At 51.3% G+C, this 17,398-nt stretch carries 18 protein-coding genes and 2 tRNA genes; 6 read left to right on the top strand and 14 right to left on the bottom strand.

The features are described 5' to 3' along the window. Positions 1-68 precede the first annotated feature (68 nt). Positions 69-923: a formyltetrahydrofolate deformylase gene (gene purU, locus ACN06F_RS08015; protein WP_095604125.1), complete on the bottom strand. Its 855-nt coding sequence runs from the start codon at positions 921-923 to the stop codon at positions 69-71. 276 nt (positions 924-1,199) lie between these two features. Between purU and ACN06F_RS08010 the strand changes: the two genes are divergently transcribed. Further along, positions 1,200-2,798, top strand: a complete 1,599-nt coding sequence (locus ACN06F_RS08010; protein ID WP_433925114.1) for a ribonuclease J — start codon at positions 1,200-1,202, stop codon at positions 2,796-2,798. A 55-nt stretch (positions 2,799-2,853) separates the two neighbouring features. On the opposite strand, the gene moaE is transcribed toward ACN06F_RS08010, so the two are convergent. From moaE to ACN06F_RS07960, 10 genes are all read right to left on the bottom strand, one after another. Continuing rightward, entirely contained in the window at positions 2,854-3,330 is a 477-nt protein-coding gene (moaE, locus tag ACN06F_RS08005; protein ID WP_120387028.1) for a molybdopterin synthase catalytic subunit MoaE, read from the bottom strand. Between the two features lie 4 nt (positions 3,331-3,334). Further along, positions 3,335-4,129, bottom strand: a complete 795-nt coding sequence (gene moaC, locus ACN06F_RS08000; protein WP_198349833.1) for a cyclic pyranopterin monophosphate synthase MoaC — start codon at positions 4,127-4,129, stop codon at positions 3,335-3,337. Between the two features lie 60 nt (positions 4,130-4,189). Continuing rightward, the gene (gene mobB, locus ACN06F_RS07995) at positions 4,190-4,741 is read right to left on the bottom strand and encodes a molybdopterin-guanine dinucleotide biosynthesis protein B (RefSeq protein WP_120387029.1); all 552 of its coding nucleotides are present in this window, start codon (positions 4,739-4,741) and stop codon (positions 4,190-4,192) included. Between the two features lie 41 nt (positions 4,742-4,782). Beyond that, positions 4,783-6,012 (bottom strand): uracil-xanthine permease family protein, encoded by a 1,230-nt coding sequence (locus ACN06F_RS07990; protein WP_120387030.1) that lies wholly within the window; start codon positions 6,010-6,012, stop codon positions 4,783-4,785. 88 nt (positions 6,013-6,100) lie between these two features. Continuing rightward, a complete protein-coding gene (gene upp / locus ACN06F_RS07985) occupies positions 6,101-6,730 on the bottom strand; it encodes a uracil phosphoribosyltransferase (protein ID WP_038483772.1) in 630 nt (209 codons plus the stop codon). Positions 6,731-6,827: 97 nt separating this feature from the next. Beyond that, positions 6,828-7,511 (bottom strand): uracil-DNA glycosylase, encoded by a 684-nt coding sequence (gene ung, locus ACN06F_RS07980; protein ID WP_231658650.1) that lies wholly within the window; start codon positions 7,509-7,511, stop codon positions 6,828-6,830. A gap of 1 nt (position 7,512) precedes the next feature. Next, positions 7,513-7,992: a xanthine phosphoribosyltransferase gene (gpt, locus tag ACN06F_RS07975; RefSeq protein WP_009723428.1), complete on the bottom strand. Its 480-nt coding sequence runs from the start codon at positions 7,990-7,992 to the stop codon at positions 7,513-7,515. A gap of 8 nt (positions 7,993-8,000) precedes the next feature. Further along, on the bottom strand, positions 8,001-8,546 hold the full coding sequence (locus ACN06F_RS07970; protein WP_038483768.1) for an adenine phosphoribosyltransferase: 546 nt from the start codon (positions 8,544-8,546) through the stop codon (positions 8,001-8,003). A gap of 34 nt (positions 8,547-8,580) precedes the next feature. Next, positions 8,581-9,879 carry an NCS2 family permease gene (locus ACN06F_RS07965; protein ID WP_433924988.1) on the bottom strand — a complete coding sequence of 433 codons (1,299 nt, stop codon included), beginning with the start codon at positions 9,877-9,879 and terminating at the stop codon, positions 8,581-8,583. A 199-nt stretch (positions 9,880-10,078) separates the two neighbouring features. Further along, a complete protein-coding gene (locus ACN06F_RS07960) occupies positions 10,079-10,705 on the bottom strand; it encodes a riboflavin synthase subunit alpha (RefSeq protein ID WP_120387033.1) in 627 nt (208 codons plus the stop codon). A gap of 459 nt (positions 10,706-11,164) precedes the next feature. On the opposite strand from ACN06F_RS07960, the gene ACN06F_RS07955 reads away from it, so the two are divergent. The 4 genes from ACN06F_RS07955 (at position 11,165) to ACN06F_RS07940 (ending at position 14,301) form a co-directional block, all read left to right on the top strand. After that, positions 11,165-12,208 carry a methionine ABC transporter ATP-binding protein gene (locus ACN06F_RS07955; protein WP_038483762.1) on the top strand — a complete coding sequence of 348 codons (1,044 nt, stop codon included), beginning with the start codon at positions 11,165-11,167 and terminating at the stop codon, positions 12,206-12,208. Continuing rightward, on the top strand, positions 12,189-12,842 hold the full coding sequence (locus ACN06F_RS07950; RefSeq protein ID WP_433924987.1) for a methionine ABC transporter permease: 654 nt from the start codon (positions 12,189-12,191) through the stop codon (positions 12,840-12,842). The genes ACN06F_RS07955 and ACN06F_RS07950 overlap by 20 nt, the downstream gene beginning before the upstream one ends. A 114-nt stretch (positions 12,843-12,956) precedes the next feature. Continuing rightward, the gene (locus tag ACN06F_RS07945) at positions 12,957-13,748 is read left to right on the top strand and encodes a MetQ/NlpA family ABC transporter substrate-binding protein (RefSeq protein WP_433924986.1); all 792 of its coding nucleotides are present in this window, start codon (positions 12,957-12,959) and stop codon (positions 13,746-13,748) included. A 79-nt stretch (positions 13,749-13,827) separates the two neighbouring features. Then, positions 13,828-14,301, top strand: coding sequence for a GAF domain-containing protein (locus ACN06F_RS07940; RefSeq protein WP_095604129.1), 474 nt, complete (start codon positions 13,828-13,830; stop codon positions 14,299-14,301). A gap of 59 nt (positions 14,302-14,360) precedes the next feature. Here ACN06F_RS07940 and ACN06F_RS07935 read toward each other — a convergent pair. After that, positions 14,361-14,437 (bottom strand) — tRNA-Val (locus ACN06F_RS07935). Positions 14,438-14,465: 28 nt separating this feature from the next. Beyond that, a tRNA-Val gene (locus tag ACN06F_RS07930) sits at positions 14,466-14,542 on the bottom strand. A gap of 182 nt (positions 14,543-14,724) precedes the next feature. Here ACN06F_RS07930 and ACN06F_RS07925 point away from each other — a divergent pair. Next, entirely contained in the window at positions 14,725-15,795 is a 1,071-nt protein-coding gene (locus tag ACN06F_RS07925; RefSeq protein ID WP_095604130.1) for an endonuclease/exonuclease/phosphatase family protein, read from the top strand. Between the two features lie 30 nt (positions 15,796-15,825). Here ACN06F_RS07925 and ACN06F_RS07920 read toward each other — a convergent pair whose 3' ends face one another. Beyond that, positions 15,826-17,202, bottom strand: a complete 1,377-nt coding sequence (locus ACN06F_RS07920) for a class II fumarate hydratase (protein WP_231658532.1) — start codon at positions 17,200-17,202, stop codon at positions 15,826-15,828. Positions 17,203-17,398 lie beyond the last annotated feature (196 nt).

Genomic DNA, 17,398 nt, shown 5'->3' with positions numbered 1-17,398 from the left:
CGTCAGCTAACGACAAGCCAGCTGTAAAATTGAATTGACTAAAAACTCTGCGTATCTAAACAACATGCTTAGCTGAACACCACGGTCTTATTGCCATGGATTAATACTCGGTCTTCTAAATGCCATCGTAAACCACGCGCCAATACCGCTTTTTCGACATCGCGCCCAAAACGCACGAGATCCGTTGGCGTGTGGCAATGACTTACCCGATGAATATCTTGTTCAATAATCGGCCCAGCATCCAGTTCTTCAGTGACATAGTGACAGGTAGCACCGATTAGCTTAACGCCACGCTGGTAAGCTTGATGATAGGGCTTAGCACCGGCAAAAGAGGGTAAGAAGCTATGGTGGATGTTAATCACCCGTCCCGCGTAACGTGAGCAGAGCGAAGGTGGCAAAATCTGCATGTAACGTGCCAGCACAACGCAGTCAGCCCTTGCGCTATCAATCTGAGTTTGCACCTGCTCGAAAGCAACCTGCTTGTTATCAGGATCTACGGGCACATGATGGTAAGGAATGCCATACCACTCAGTGAGTGATCGCATATCCTCATGGTTTGAAATAACCCCGACAATATCGCAATCAAGCTCCCCAGCCTGCCAACGATAAAGCAGATCAACCAGGCAGTGAGACTCCCGCGACACCATCAACACCACACGCCTACGCTTTTGAGTATCGACGAGCGACCACTGCATATTGAAGGCTTTAGCCACCGGCTCAAACGCACTACGTAACGCCTCCGCCGACATACCCAACGAATCTGCCAAAATTTCGTATCGCATGAAGAATCGGCCAGTCTCAAGATCAGAATGCTGGCTTGCTTCAGTGATAGAACCACCTTGTTGAGCAATAAAGCTTGAGACACGCGCCACAATGCCCACTTGATCAGGGCAAGAAACCACCAAACGGTAATAATGAGACATAAATAAACACTCTTGACATATTTTAACGGCACGTTCGACAAGCACCTACCAGCGGTAGGTAAGCGGTATATAGGCGAAATAGTGTACCTTATGCTTATCAAGGAAGCACCGCAGCCAAATGCCACGATGATTGTTACCCGCCCCTGCCTTCCCGTATAGTTAAGGCCTTACTTTTTAGGCTTTTCATTACTGATGCACCCACCACGCGTTCAACTTCGTCCCCGCCGTCGCCCTCCCCTGCGCCTACTGCCGCTAGGTGGGTGTGGTGAAATTGGAATGAATCTTACGCTGTATGGATACGATGATGAGTGGATCGCCGTCGACTGCGGCATGATGATTCGCCAAGATCTACCTAATTCTCCACTGCAGGTGCCCAATACAGATACATTAGCAGCACTCAACATTACCCCAAAGGCACTCTACATTACCCATGGCCATGAAGATCATATTGGCGCCGTGGCGTGGCTCTGGCCTAAGTGGAATTGCCCTATTTTTGCAACGCCGTTAGCGGCGGGATTGCTGCGCCATAAGTTTGCAGAACATCAGCTTAGTAGCGCCGCTATAAACGTTGTGGAACCGGGTGATGCAATGGAGCTCGGCCCCTTCACGCTGCGTTACCTTCAAGTTACCCATTCGATTCCTGAAAGCTGCTCAATCCTAATGCAGGCAGGCGACTATCGCGTGCTACACACCGGGGACTGGAAACTAGACCCTAACCCGTTAATTGGTTCGCCCATTAACGCTGCTCAATTTCGTGCGCTCGCGCCTATCGACCTCGTCGTAGGCGACTCCACTAACGCCCCGATGCCCGGCCATTCAGGCAGTGAAGGCGATGTTGCAAAAGCACTCGCTCACACCTTGAAGCAGTGCAAAGGCCGCGTGGTGGTATCTTGTTTTGCCAGCAACCTCGCCCGCGTATTAGCGATTGGGATTGCTGCCCAACAGTGCGGCCGACGCGTCAGTCTGATGGGCCGTTCAATGGAACGCATGGTGAGTGTCGCGAAGGGCCTAGGGTATCTAGACGACTTTCCGCCGCTAGTACCGCCCCATGACTTAGGTTACCTGCCGCCAGAAGAGGTGGTGATTATTGCTACGGGCAGCCAGGGCGAACCACGTGCAGCACTGCAACGCTTAGCACAGCGGAGGCACCCGTTTGTGGATCTTGAGCCAGGCGATAGCATCATTTTTTCTGCCAAAGCCATACCAGGCAACGAGCGCCCTATTGAACAACTGAAAAAACGCCTAGTGCAGCTTGGGGTGTCAATTTTCGATGAGATGAACCACCCAGAATTACACGCTACTGGGCATCCTGCCGAAGATGAGCTGAGAAAACTGTATCAATGGATTCGGCCGAAAACATTGCTGCCGGTGCATGGGGAGGCGCGCCATCAGGCTGCCCATCAAGAGATTGCCACCAGTCTCGGTATTAACGCCCCGCTCGCACCGGTAAATGGCGACATGTTGATGTTCGACAATCTAGGCTTACGCTGCGAAGCACGCTATCCCCAGCCGCCCTGCATCGTTAATCAGAACAGCGTCGTGCCTCATCCAGGGCTCGATACCGGCTCTCATTCATCGCGGCGCGGCAGTTTGTTCTTAGCGCTTCCCGTTACGGCTACCGACACTGGCTGGTGCCGCATTGGTCGTTTGATGCTGGATGCCAGCGGTACCAGCCCACTCGATGAAGATAGTTTCAGCGAATGGCTAGATGATCAGTTATTAGAAATAGCAGCAGAGACATTGGCCGATTTGCGTCAAGCACTGCAACCGAGGCTCATTCATTGGCTAGCCAATCACCTACAGCACATGCCAGACGTACATTTACAAATAATGGCAACCGAAATGCCCTCTTCAGAAGCCATTAGCGATAGTTAAAGCCATTGGCGATAGTTAAAGCCATTGGCGATATTAATGCTATTGGCAATATCGTCTACCAGCGTTCTGCAGCTTGCTGATCAGTATGCCGCTCTTTTACCCAGTAAGCCCCCTGACGGGAGTGCTCTTTCTTCCAAAACGGCGCCTGGGTTTTTAAAAAATCCATAATAAAGTCGCAGGCTTGGAAAGCATCGCGGCGATGAGCACTGGCCACCAGCACCCGCACAATAGGGTCTCCCGGCGTCAAATCACCAATGCGGTGAATAATCCGCACGGCCTGTAAATCCCAACGCCGATAGGCCTGCTCACCAATCTGCGTTAATGTGCGCTCGGTCATCCCTGGGTAGTGCTCAAGAGTCAGCCCAATAACATCAGGGGATTCATTAAAGTCACGCACAAATCCCGTGAAGGTAACAATAGCGCCGATATCGGTGCGCTTGCGCAGCGCACTTTCATAGCCATCATCCATTTTAAACGCTTCTTCTTGAACCCTGACAGCAATATCCAATTCAGTCTCTGTAATATCAGCCATCTGATTACCCACCCGTCACTGGAGGAAAGAAGGCCACTTCATCCTCATCGGTAAGGCGCGCACTATCGTTGGCCATCACTTGATTGATAGCACACAACGTGCGCTGCTCTGACAACACATTAAAGCGTGCATCCATAGCGCTTAACGCCGCTTTCAACCCCGCCACATCTCGACTCGGCAGTTGATCAAGCCCAATGGCAAGGTCACTCTCTTCCACCCGCTCACGCAACTCAGCAAGAAACTTAACCCGAACGCAAGGGGATGCACATCGCTCGCCTAAGCGAACCTCTCCCGCAACGCCACCGCCAGTCACAATTGGTTCTGGCACACCTCGTTGATAATCGCCACGAACACCGCCCCGCTTACTTTCCAATTGAATGGCGTCAATGCGCATCTCTTTATCCACCGCTTTACACATATCGTAAAGCGTCAGACAAGCTACTGACACGGCTGTCAGGGCTTCCATTTCCACCCCGGTCTGTCCGTTAAGGCGGCAAAGCGCGGAGACTTCAACACAGCCGTTAGCGTGATCAATATCGAAATCTACAGAGACTTTTGAAAGCGCTAATGAATGGCACAACGGGATCAACTCATGCGTGCGCTTTGCTGCCTGAATACCCGCAATGCGCGCAGTCGCCAGCACATCGCCTTTGGGCAACTCGCCATCACTCAACAGCTGCAACGTTTTAGGCTGCATAACGATACGCCCAGACGCTACCGCCTCGCGGCGAGTCTCTCGCTTATCTCCGACATCGACCATGTTGGCTTCGCCGTGTTTATTGAGGTGAGTTAGCTGCATATCGTTACCTATTTAATCAAGCCACGGTGTTATAAAAATACTGATTTGGGAGCTGCTAATTTAGTTAGCCACAGCATTGGGTTGAGCATTCATCCACTCGATTACCCACTCAGTGATCGCTTCAATATTATTCAGGTCCAGCCGCTTAGCTGTTGGGCGAATTGATGGAGGCAGCGAACCACTTGACGCTACCGCCTGTACCCAGTCACCACTGACAATGGAAACATCGCCAATTCCTGCACGGTACAGGACTAGCTTAGGAATTGGCCACGCCTTAAAGCCTTCGACAATGACCAAATCTGGCGCCTGGGTAATCATCAGTGACAAGAGGTAGCCAAGGTCCGGTTCTGCTTGGCCAGGTGTCTCTTGCATCATGGCAAAACGCTCTCGGGATGCAATCAACATAGGCGCAGCGCCAGCCTTACGAAGTTTATAGCTATCTTTTCCTGGCTGATCGACATCAAAGCTATGGTGGGCATGCTTTATCACCCCCACCCTGAGCCCCTTTTCGCGCAGGCGAGGCAAAAGCTGCGCTAACAGAGTCGTCTTACCAGTCCCACTCCACGCGGCAATGCCGAGTACAGGAAATGGACTATCAATTGCCTCTTCCATTAACAACTCCCAATGACCAACCGGTAGGTATGATTGAGTGGCTATTCGCCCTCTTTCTCAGCGGGTAACAGCCAGTTTAGCGCAATGCCAACTAACGCAGCTAAACTCACGCCCTGGAGGGTGAACTGACCACCTCCAAACTGCATTCCACCTATCCCAAATACTAAAATTAACGAAACCACCACGAGATTACGCGCCGCAGTTAATGACTGGCCTGCACGCACCAGGGTATTCATACCAACCACTGCGATCGAACCAAACAGCAGCGTCATAATACCGCCCATTACAGGGCCTGGAATAGTTTGCAGTAACGCGCCCAGCTTGCCTACAAAGGCCAGTACAATCGCAATCACTGCGGCGATGATCATGTACATGGGGTTGAATGCCTTAGTCAGCGTCACTGCCCCCGTTACTTCTGAGTAGGTTGTGTTGGGAGGACCACCAAACAGCGCAGCCGCCATTGTCGCCAGCCCATCGCCTAACAAGGTGCGGTGAAGACCTGGCTTCTCTAAATAGTTTTTGCGTGTCACTGAGCCTATCGCCACCATATCGCCGATATGTTCCACCGCAGGAGCAATCGCGACAGGAATCATGAACAAAATAGCCGCCCAGTGAAAACTCGGCGCGGTAAAGTTTGGCAATGATAGCCAAGCAGCATCACGCACCACAGTGAAATCGACAACGCCCATAACAAGCGCTAAGCCATACCCCACTGCGATACCACCCATTATCGGCACCAAGCGAAGAATGCCACGCCCGAAGACAGCTAATATCAGCGTTACCAGCAAACTGGCCATGGAAAGAAAGATCGCTTGACCATAGCCAATGTTATCGCTTGTCTCTCCTGTTGCCATACTGACAGCGACTGGCGCCAATGCTAAACCAATCACCATAATGACTGGCCCGACAACAACAGGCGGTAACAGCCTGTGCAGCCAAGCAGTGCCTTTAACACGTACTACTTGAGAAATGGCAACGTACACCACCCCTGCTGCCATTAAGCCACCCAGCGTGGCTGACACGCCAAAGCTTGCTATCGAGCCTTGAATGGGAGCAATGAACGCAAATGATGACGCCAAGAATACCGGCACCGTCTGCTTGGTAATTCCGTGAAACACCAGCGTACCAATACCCGCGGTAAATAGTGCGACACTGGGATCTAGACCAGTCAGCAGTGGAACCAATACCAGTGCACCAAAGGCTACGAATAGCATTTGCGCACCTGTCAGCAGCATTTTGGGCCAAGACTCATGACTTGCTGAATGTCTCATCTAAACGTTTCCAATGTTTTCGTTGTCGGTGGTTAGCCAAAAAAATGCCCCCAACGCGAAGCGTAAGGGGCATTGTTAGTCGGAGTGCTTAGCGCGTTCCGAAGATCTTATCGCCTGCATCTCCCAAACCAGGCACGATGTAGCCATGCTCATCTAGCCGGTCATCAACGGATGCGGTGTAAATCTCAACATCTGGGTACGCATCCTGAACACGCTTAATACCCTCAGGGGCAGCTACCAGCACGATGACTTTCATATGCTCACAACCACGCTCACGCAACATATCTAACGTCGCCACCATTGAGCCACCGGTCGCAAGCATCGGGTCGATGACAAGTGCCATGCGCTCTTCAATATCATTGGCGAACTTGGCGAAATAAGGCACTGGCTGAAGAGTCTCTTCATCACGATAAAGACCCACTACGCTGACGCGTGCGCTAGGAATTAGATCAGTTACGCCCTCCAGCATACCTAAACCAGCTCGCAGAATTGGCACAACCGTTACTTTTTTTCCCTTCAAGCGACGCGTCGCAATAGGCTCGTTGTTCCAGCCTTGAATCTCATGATCTTCGAGCTCTAGCCCCTTTGTTGCTTCATAGGTCAGCAGCTTAGCCACTTCACCAGCCAGCTCTCGGAAGCTCTTGGTGCTTAAATCAGCTTCGCGAAGCAGTCCCAGCTTATGTTGAACAAGCGGATGATTAATGGCGTAGACACTCATGGGACTTCCTCGCTGCATGGGATTCAGGATGGCGACCTAAGTCGCATCGACAAGCTTACAAAATTGCGCGCCATTCTACCCGCAACTGACCAGTAGGTTAAGGGGTTTCCGGCAATTGCCACTCAATCGGTGAACGCCCATGCTCTGCTAAAAACTGATTGGCACGGGAAAAGTGATGATTGCCAAAAAAGCCTCGATGCGCCGAGAGTGGCGAAGGATGCGGGGATTCCAACACCAAGTGGCGCGACTGATCAATCAGGACTTTCTTCTGGCGCGCATGACTACCCCACAACAAGAAAACGCACGGTTCAGCGTACCGACTGACGGTTTCAATCGCGCAGTCGGTGAAGTGTTCCCACCCCTTGCCACGATGAGAAGCGGCATTACCCTGCTCAACCGTTAATGCGGTGTTCAGCAGCAGCACACCCTGGTTTGCCCAAGACTCCAAAAAGCCGTGTCGCACGGGCGTAAACCCCACATCAGCAGCTAATTCTTTATAAATATTGACCAAAGAGGGGGGCACTTGGATACCCGGCTGCACCGAAAAGCACAACCCATGAGCTTGATTTGGGCCGTGATAGGGGTCTTGCCCTAGAATAACGACTTTCACAGAGGCTAAAGGTGTCAACTCAAAAGCGCGAAACCAATGCGATGAGTGCGGGTAGATAACTTTTTTGGCTGATTTTTCTTGGGCCAAAAATGCTTTCAGGGCTGACATATAGTCAGCCTGAAATTCTTGCCCAAGCCATTGATTCCAATCGTCGGGTAGCGGGTTAGCCATATTACTTCTTCAGTTGATCCGCCAGCGGCTCAACATAAGCAATGCCCATATCCCAAGGGAACTGGATCCAACACTGCTGAGCCACTTCGGTAAGGTATTGGTCAACCAGAGGGCGCCCTTCTGGTTTGGCATACATTGTCACGAAATGCGCCTTAGGCAACATTTCACGAACGGCACGGGCAGTTTTACCGGTATCTACCAGATCATCAACCAATAGCCAACCATCACCATCATGGTCAACGCCCTTCATGATGTCTAAACCGCCTTGATCCATATGATCATAGCTTTTGATACAAACGGTATCGATCAAGCGGATATTAAGTTCACGGGCGATAAGCGCCGCAGGTATTAATCCACCACGGGTAATCGCGACGATACCTTTGAAATCTCGTTCAATTAACTGATGGCAAAGTTGACGCACGTCGCGGTGCAGTTGATCCCAGGAAATGGTGAAGTGCTGATGATAGCGTTCGCTGCTCATAAGAGGCGTTACTCGTCTTCGGTGAATGAACATACCGCGAATACGCTATAGCCAGCGTCGCGAATTTTCTGGGAACCGCCCAGCTCAGGCAGCTCAATAATAGTTGCAGTTTCCACCACGTGCCCACCAGAGCGTTGAATTAGATTCGCTGCTGCAAGCATAGTACCGCCAGTGGCTATCAAATCATCCATCAGCAGGATACGGTCATTTTTCTGGAAAGCATCGGCATGAAGCTCAACTTCAGAGTGGCCGTACTCAAGCGTGTAAGTCTCACTGATCGTCTTGAAAGGCAGTTTGCCCTTCTTGCGAACGGGCACAAAGCTGCAGCCCAACTCATAGGCCAAGGGCGCACCAATGATGAAGCCTCGGGCATCAATCGCCGCGATGGCATCTAAGTTCATTTCCTGGTAGCGATGCACAAAGCTATCAATCAGCTTACGAAAGGCAGCACTATTTTGCAGTAGCGGTGTGATATCACGAAAATTTACGCCCTGCTCTGGCCAGTCAGGAACCGTGCGAATAACGGACTTAATGTAGTCGCCGTAGATGCTCATCGCGTCTCTCATTGATTAAAGATAAAGCGGGTAATTAACCCAGGAAAAGAAATTTTGCTGCAAACAGTAGCGCCAGCGTTATGACGGCGGGGTTCAAATCGCTGAACCGTCCCGAAAGCGCTTTAATCGCAACATAGCTAATAAAGCCAAGCGCAATTCCCTCAGCAATTGAGAACGTCAGCGGCATAGCCAGGGCAGCGATCAGTACCGGCGCAGCGTCGGTTGGGTCTTCCCAGTTTGCGTGGGCTAAGCTACCCGCCATCAAAACGGCCACGTAAAGCAGCGCCCCTGCTGTCGCATAGGCCGGAATAGAACCTGCTAACGGCGCAAAGAAAAGGCTAATTAAAAACAGCACACCAACCACAACCGCCGTTAACCCCGTACGACCACCGGAAGCGATACCCGCAGTTGATTCAATATAGCTAGTCGTTGTCGAAGTACCCAATGCAGCACCCGCCATAGACGCGGTACTGTCGGCCATCATAGCGCGACCAATGCGCGGCAGCTTGCCATTTTCATCCAGCAGTTTGCCGCGGTGGGCCACCCCTACCAACGTGCCTGACGTATCAAACAGATCCACAAACAAGAAGGCAAAAATGACGCTTAGCATGGCCACATCCAGTGCGCCCATTAGATCCATTGCCATAAAGGTAGGTGCAATCGAAGGCGGCATCGACATAATACCGCCATACTGGTTATGGCCGAACAGCATCGCAAGGATCGTGATACCCAAAATACCGATCATTACCGCACCGGTCACACGCAGATAAGAAAGCGCCGTAATAACGAAAAAGCCCAGTAAGGCGTAAAGTGCGGGTGGCTGGGATAGATCACCCAGTGCCACATAGGTGGCTGGATTAGCGACCACAATACTGGCATTTTTGAGTGCGATCATCGCAAGGAATAAGCCAATACCCGCGGCAATCCCCAAACGCAATGAGAGTGGAATAGAATTAATGATCCACTCGCGGATTTTAAAAATACTTAGCAGGAAGAACGTCAGGCCGGAGAAGAAGACAGCCCCCAATGCCGCCTCCCAGGTATAGCCCATTCCCAGCACCACCCCGTAGGTAAAAAAGGCATTCAGCCCCATACCTGGTGCTTGCGCGATCGGATAGTTTGCCCAAAGCCCCATGACAAAACAGCCAATGGCAGCGGCGATACAGGTAGCCACAAACACCGCGCCGTAATCCATCCCCGCTTCCGAGAGAATGCTCGGGTTGACGAAAATGATATAAGCCATCGTAAGAAACGTGGTGAATCCAGCGATCACCTCGGTCTTTACGTTGGTCTTCTGCTCGGTGAGCTTGAAGTAGTTGTCCAGAAGTTTCATGTCGTTTTTATCCTTCGCGCTTACGCTGAATGCGTCCCTTGATGCGAGAAAAGCCGCACATACTACCTAAAGGCTCTACGCGTTGCGAGTGCCCCGTGTGCCGCTAGCGTTGATGGGAACTCCCCCACCTATCTATTATGAATAGCAAACTTCAGGCCATGAGCTAACCGATCGGTCAACGGTAAGACAAAAAACACGACTAAAGACGACTCGCTAACACCCTTTCAACTGTTTCAACAATCACCTGGGTTTGCGGATCAATCTCGATATTGACCCTGTCGCCTAGCAACCGGTCTTTTAAAACTGTACGCGCCAGCGTCTCTGGTATCAGATTGACGCTAAACTCCACCCCCGCACTATCGCTGGCGGGACGTACGTCACCTACCGTCAAGCTGATACCATCAACACCAATGTACCCTTTCTCGAATACAAACTTAGCGACTCTCTCAGGCAGTGAAAACCAAAGCCGACGATTGTTGGGTGCCTCTTCGATTGCCACCACATTGGCCATACAAATAATGTGGCCTGACATGGAGTGCCCACCAATTTCATCACCAAAACGCGCCGCGCGCTCTATGTTGACGCACTGACCTGGTGCAATTGCACCAAGATTTGTCAAACGCAACGTTTCACGCATCAGATCAAAACTGACATTCTCACCTTCTATCGCGGTTACCGTCAGGCAAACACCATTATGGGCTACCGACGCACCAATAGTGAGCCCTTCACGCAACGCCTCCGGCAATGCGACTACGTGGGTGCGAAACTCTTCCAGCTCTTTAACAGCGACGACCTCAGCCACGCCTTGCACAATGCCAGTAAACATATTGCTACGCCCTCTTTCTCAACGCATTAAAGTCAAAACAGGTCCTAAAATTCTGTGCAAGCTTACTACTAATACCCAACCCGTGTGCAGCCAGAAGCCTTGCTACAAACGTTGAAACGGCTTTTTTCTGATAACAAGCGCCGCATTAGCACTCATCAGAATCAATCACTAACAAAAATCATTGACTCAGAAAATAAACCTGAATTATCGCATTAAAACATGAAATAGAACGGCGCTAATTGACAAGACACCCACCACTCTTTAGACTTTCGCCGCAAATGTAATGACGCCGATTTGTACCCAGATTGCGGGCGTCCACCAAGCCAATGGCTTGGTGAAGTGCAGCTAAAAGGGTGTGTCCAGCGTTGATGGCCACCCGCAAGGGTGGCCTTTTTTTATTTCCCGCCCTACGCTTGCTCCCTCGCACTCCGTCTTCGGCCTACCGTTAAGGCAGACGCTATGATTGAAATTAGCAACGTTAGTAAAACCTATGGCACTGGCAATAGTGCCGTTCATGCCCTAAAAGATGTCAATTTAACGATTCCCAAAGGCACCATTCACGGCGTTATTGGTCTTTCGGGCGCAGGCAAGTCGACCCTTATTCGCTGTGTCAACCTACTTGAACGCCCAAGCACTGGCAGCGTATCAGTCGATGGCCAGGAAATGACCCGCCTTAGTCGCGGCGAATTAAACCGTGCCCGACACCGCATTGGAATGATTTTCCAGCATTTCAATCTGCTAACAACGCGTACTGTATTTGATAATGTGGCACTTCCCCTTGAGTTAATGGGCGAAAGCCGCAGTGCTATAAAGGATCGCGTATTGCCGCTGCTGGAGCTGGTGGGCTTGTCTGATAAAGCCAAACAATACCCAGCCCAGCTTTCTGGTGGTCAAAAGCAGCGTGTCGCCATCGCCCGCGCCCTGGCCAGCAAACCCAACGTCTTACTGTGCGATGAAGCCACTTCCGCACTAGACCCCCAGACCACCAGTTCGATTCTTGAGCTGTTGAGAGAAATTAATCAGCAGCTCGGCATCACCATTTTGTTGATCACTCACGAAATGGAAGTTGTGAAGTCTATTTGCCATCGAGTAAGCCTCATCTCCGATGGTGAGCTAGTAGAAGACGCCGAGGTCGGTGATTTCTTCACTGCGCCTATCACACAGCTGGGTAGGGAGTTCCTGAACGACTTTTTGCAGCTAAGCCCACCTAAAGAACTGATCGAGCGTTTAAGCGATACACCGAGCGAACATACTCATCCCGTCGTTCGGCTAACGTTTTCCGGTGATGCTGTTTCGACGCCGCTTATTTCACGCTTAGCGCGGGAGTGCAGCGTTGATGTCAGCATCCTCCAGGCAAAGGTCGAGTCCATTCAAGACCGCACCCTAGGGCTGATGATTGCAGAGCTGCTCGGCAGCCCCGCTCAAACTCAGGAAGCAATGGCTTATTTAGAAGCACATCAACTACAGGTAGAGGTACTTGGTCATGTCCAGCGCAATGTTTGATCTTATTTTACAAGCCACGCTGGATACGCTCTACATGGTGGCTATTTCAGGCGTGATCGCCACCCTGCTCGGCCTGCCACTTGGCGTCATGCTCTACGTGACTCGCCCTGGTCAGATATTAGCGATGCCAGCACTCAATCAAGTACTAGGCATTGTTACCAATGTTGGCCGCTCAATTCCGTTCATCATTTTGATGGTGGCGATTATCCCGTTCACCCGCATGCTGGTCGGCACCTCTATTGGTATTAATGCCGCCTCAGTGCCGTTAACTATTGCTGCTATTCCATTTGTAGCTCGGCTAATCGAAGGTGCGCTTAACGAGATATCCCCGGGGCTTATTGAGTCTGCTCAATCAATGGGCGCAACGCCTTGGCAGATCATTACCAAGGTACTGATCCCTGAGGCAAGGGGCGGCATTATCACGGGGCTGACGATTACGTTAGTGACACTGGTCAGTTACTCTGCCATGGCGGGCGCCGTAGGTGGCGGTGGCCTGGGCGATTTAGGCATTCGCTATGGCTATAACCGCTTCAACCCCACCATTATGTTAATTACCGTCGTTATACTGGTGGTGATGGTTCAAGGTTTCCAAAGCCTGGGCGACTATTTAGTGCGTAAAAGTGATCGCAAGTGACGATAGTCTGCACCTTTTATCGGCATAGTCGAATATAACCAAAACGCATTAGAATTTTATTTCTTATTGCCGCATAATCACATCCAACATTTACTGTGCCACAGGAGTGACACCATGCAAAAACTACTTATCGGCAGCCTGACTGCCTTAGCCCTTGCAGTTAACGTTGCCAACGCAGAAACACGCACCATCAAAATGGGCACTGTGGCAGGTCCGGAAACCGAAGTCATGGAAGTGGCAGCGCGAATTGCCAAAGAAGAGTATGACTTAAACGTCGAGATCATTGAGTTCACCGACTACGTCACGCCGAATGCTGCCCTCTCCGATGGCAGCTTAGACGCGAACGCTTATCAGCACGAACCGTACCTGCAGGCTATGGTCAATGACCGTGGATATGATCTTGCCATTGCGGGCTACACTTTTGTTTACCCGATCGGCGCATACTCTGAGAAATACGACAGCATTGAAGAACTGCCCGACGGCGCTCAAATCGCGCTGCCCAACGACCCATCTAATGAAGGGCGCGCACTCATTCTGATGCACAACCAGGGCCTGATCACACTTAATGATCCGAGCAACCTGGAAGCTACCCCCATCGACATCGCTGAAAATCCCCGCAACTTCCGTTTCCGCGAAATTGAAGCTGCACAACTACCCCGTGTACTACCAGACGTCGACATGGCGTTCATTAACAATACGTTCGCCCAACCGGCTGGCTTGAGCCTGAGTGACGCGATAATCAAGGAAGGCCCTGAATCTCCCTACGTCAACTTGATTGCGGTACGGGGCGGAGACGAAGATCGCGAAGAAATCCGTCAACTTGTTGACGCTTATCAGCGCGACGAGGTCATCGAAAAAGCAGAAGAATTGTTTAAGGGCGCAGCTGTACCCGGCTGGATCGAATAAACAGTACGGTTTTCTCTATCGATATAATCAGGCCAGCCTTAGGGCTGGCCTGATGTGTTTAATCCTATAAGGAATTCGTATGCATAGTGTTGATTATGCGTTGCTTAATCGGCAGCTTGAAGCTCTGCTAGACACACGTGATTGGCTAACCAACAGCGCACAAACCTGTGCCTTTATTCAACATGCCCTGAGCGACATCAACTGGGTGGGGTTCTATTTGCAGCGCCAGCCCAACCAACTCAGCCTTGGCCCATTTCAGGGCAAACCTGCCTGCCATCCAATCCCCTTCAGCAAAGGCGTTTGCGGGGCTGCTGCCCGCCAACAAGCTACCCAACGGGTTGATGACGTTCACTCTATTGCTGATCACATCGCCTGCGATGCTGACTCTCGCTCAGAGCTCGTTGCTCCCATCGTGATCGACAGCTATCTCTGGGGAGTGCTCGACCTAGACAGCCCCCAGCACGCACGCTTTAGTCAAGAAGATCAGGCGGGTATTGAGGCACTGGTGGCTACGTTTATTCGCCAGACTGACCTCCCTCTCTTTATCGACTAGCTTTATCGGTTGGCCATAAAAAAAGCCCCATGCTAAGAGGCATGGGGCTTTTAAGTATTTGGTAGGACCAGGCGGATTTGAACCGCCGACCTCCACGATGTCAACGTGGCGCTCTAACCAACTGAGCTATGGTCCTAAATATAACTAATCAGCTGCACGTAATATGGTAGGACCAGGCGGATTTGAACCGCCGACCTCCACGATGTCAACGTGGCGCTCTAACCAACTGAGCTATGGTCCTGCTGTGCAACGGATGCGTATTCTACGGCTTCATAGCTGAATTGCAAGTAGTTTTTAGCATTTTGAAATGACGTAAATGAATTAACTCCCCTCAATTTTAATGTCTTATCGACACTTATCTACGGTTACCGCTAAGCTAAACGTAGATTAACCACTATTCACGGTTAAACCAGGAGGCAAACCTTGCTTGGGCCTTTGCTAGGATGCATCGCCATCTCATTGTTACTCGCCACACTGATTGCCCGCGTGCCTATGCGCTGGTGGTGGGTGCGCAGTTTTGAATTTCCCCGACTGCAAATTGCCGTAATGGCTTTAGCGTGTGGCTTAGCTAGCCTGTGGTTACTAGACCCAGGGCCGTGGCGAGTTACCGCGACACTGGTCTCACTCGCCACGCTAGCGCTTCAACTGCGCTACATTTTGCCATGGACAAAGCTCTGGCCTGTGCAGGTAAAAGCCGCCCATAATGCCCCTAAAGACCAGATGATTACGCTGCTAATCGCCAATGTACTGACACCAAACCGTCAGTCAGAAGAATTACTGGCGATGATAACGCGCCACCAGCCCGACATGATTCTCACGTTAGAATCCAACCAATGGTGGCAAGAACGACTTGACCCAGCATTAGATGCGCTGTGGCCTTATAGCGTTAAGATCCCCCTAGATAACCTTTATGGCATGCACCTCTATTCTCGCCTAGCACTGAAAGATACTGAGATTAAGTGGCTTATCCAGGATGACATACCTTCGATTCACACCCAGGTAGAGCTTAAAAGCGGCCAGCATATTCGCTTATTTGCCGTTCACCCAAGACCACCAGCACCCAATGAAAGCGAAAAATCTTTATGGCGTGACGCAGAGCTGTTGTGGATTGGCAAAGAGATACATCGACACCCAAAGGCCACTATCGTTGCCGGCGACCTGAATGATGTTGCCTGGTCACGTACAACACGCCGTTTTTGTCGCATAGGGGGTATGCTGGACCCACGCCGTGGTCGCGGCTTGTACAGCACCTTTCACGCTAATTACCCCCTATTGCGCTGGCCTCTCGACCACGCGTTTGTAAGCGAGCATTTCACCCTCGTCAACATGCAGCGACTTGGGGCGTTCGGATCTGACCACTTCCCTATATTAGCCACTTTTTGCTATCGGCCTTCGCGTCAAAATGAACACGAAACGCCCGACGCCAGTGCAGAAGAGCGTCAAGAGGCGAACAAAACCATTCAAAAGGGCAAAACGGAAACGCAAGAAACCTAACCGCCTACCCTCTTAATATCTCAATAGAGGCTACTCAGGTACGCCTCCTTGCGTTAGTACTGCAGGGTCTAGCAAACGTTCGAGCGTTGAGCGATCTAGGTCGGTCTCTTCCTCCGCAACGTCGATGATTGGGCGCCCAGCTTGATAGGCTTTTTTAGCCACCGCGGCGGCGGCGTTATAGCCAATCACGCTATTAAGAGCCGTGACTAAAATAGGATTCCGTGCGAGCGGCCCCTGTAAATTATCGTCACGCACTTTGAATGTGGCGATAGCACGCTCACCCAACAAGGTGGCTGTGTTACTCATCAATCTAATCGATGTGAGAAGATTCGAAGCCACTAGCGGCAACATCACGTTGAGCTGGAAGTTTCCACTCTGACCCGCCACTGTTACCGCGGCATCCAAACCGATGACTTGCGCTGCCGCTTGGGCGGCCGACTCAGGAATCACAGGATTTACCTTACCCGGCATAATGGAACTACCAGGCTGTAGTGCCTCAAGTTCAATCTCGCCCAGCCCCGCCAACGGCCCCGAATTCATCCAGCGTAAATCGTTAGCGATCTTCATAACCACACAGGCCAACCCTTTCAACTGCCCCGATAACTCTACGGCAGCATCCTGGGATGCCAAACTGGCAAAAAAGCTATCATTAGGCACAAAAGGTAGGCCCGTTTGCTGACTTAAATCGCTAGCCATTAGCTCGGCAAACCCCTCAGGCGCGTTAATACCGGTGCCCACCGCCGTGCCGCCTTGCGCTAATCGACACAGCCTTGTCATGGCGCTATCAAAACGCTCGATGGCCTGCCCCACTTGGCTCGACCACGCTCCTAGTTCTTGATCCATACGCAGCGGCATGGCATCCATCAGATGAGTACGACCTGTTTTAACAACATGGGCCAGCTCACTCGCCCTACGATCAATCGTGGCCTGCAGCGTCACCAATGCGGGACGAAGCGTTTCATTAACGGCTATCGCTGCCGATAGGTGAATGGCCGTTGGGATAACGTCGTTACTCGACTGCCCCATATTAACGTGATCATTTGGCGTTACTTCGACCCCTTTACGACTGGCAAGCGTCGCTAGCACTTCATTGACGTTCATATTGGTCGACGTACCAGAGCCTGTCTGGAAAACATCGATAGGAAAATGCCCATCATGCTGGCCACTAATCACCGCCCGAGCCGCATTCTCAATCGCCTCCGCGCGGGGTTTATCTAACAAACCCAACTGACAGTTACTCCGCGCAGCAGCGAGCTTTATCCGCGCGACAGCGTGAATAAATGCCGTGGGCATGGGGGTATGCGAGACAGGGAAGTTGTTGATAGCCCGTTGGGTTTGAGCGCCATAAAGCGCATTTGCAGGCACATCGAGCTCACCCATGCTATCCCGTTCAATACGTGTGTCCATCCTGGCACTCCTTTTTAAAAACGGCTTAGCTAACGCCACTCACATCACTAGCGTCACGTTTCCCAACGATTATTTTAGTGATAACGGTTATCTATACGCTTAGCCTAGCCCTACCGGCGCGTTAGGTAAATCCGCGCGTATCATCGACTCACACAGCCACACTCACACGATCCTTAAATTCACTTCACCACAATGT

Source organism: Vreelandella sp. 21, assembly GCF_050995515.1.
Taxonomy (GTDB): domain Bacteria; phylum Pseudomonadota; class Gammaproteobacteria; order Pseudomonadales; family Halomonadaceae; genus Vreelandella; species Vreelandella alkaliphila.
Note: the sequence above shows the minus strand (reverse complement) of the source record. Positions and strands in the feature narration are given on the sequence as shown.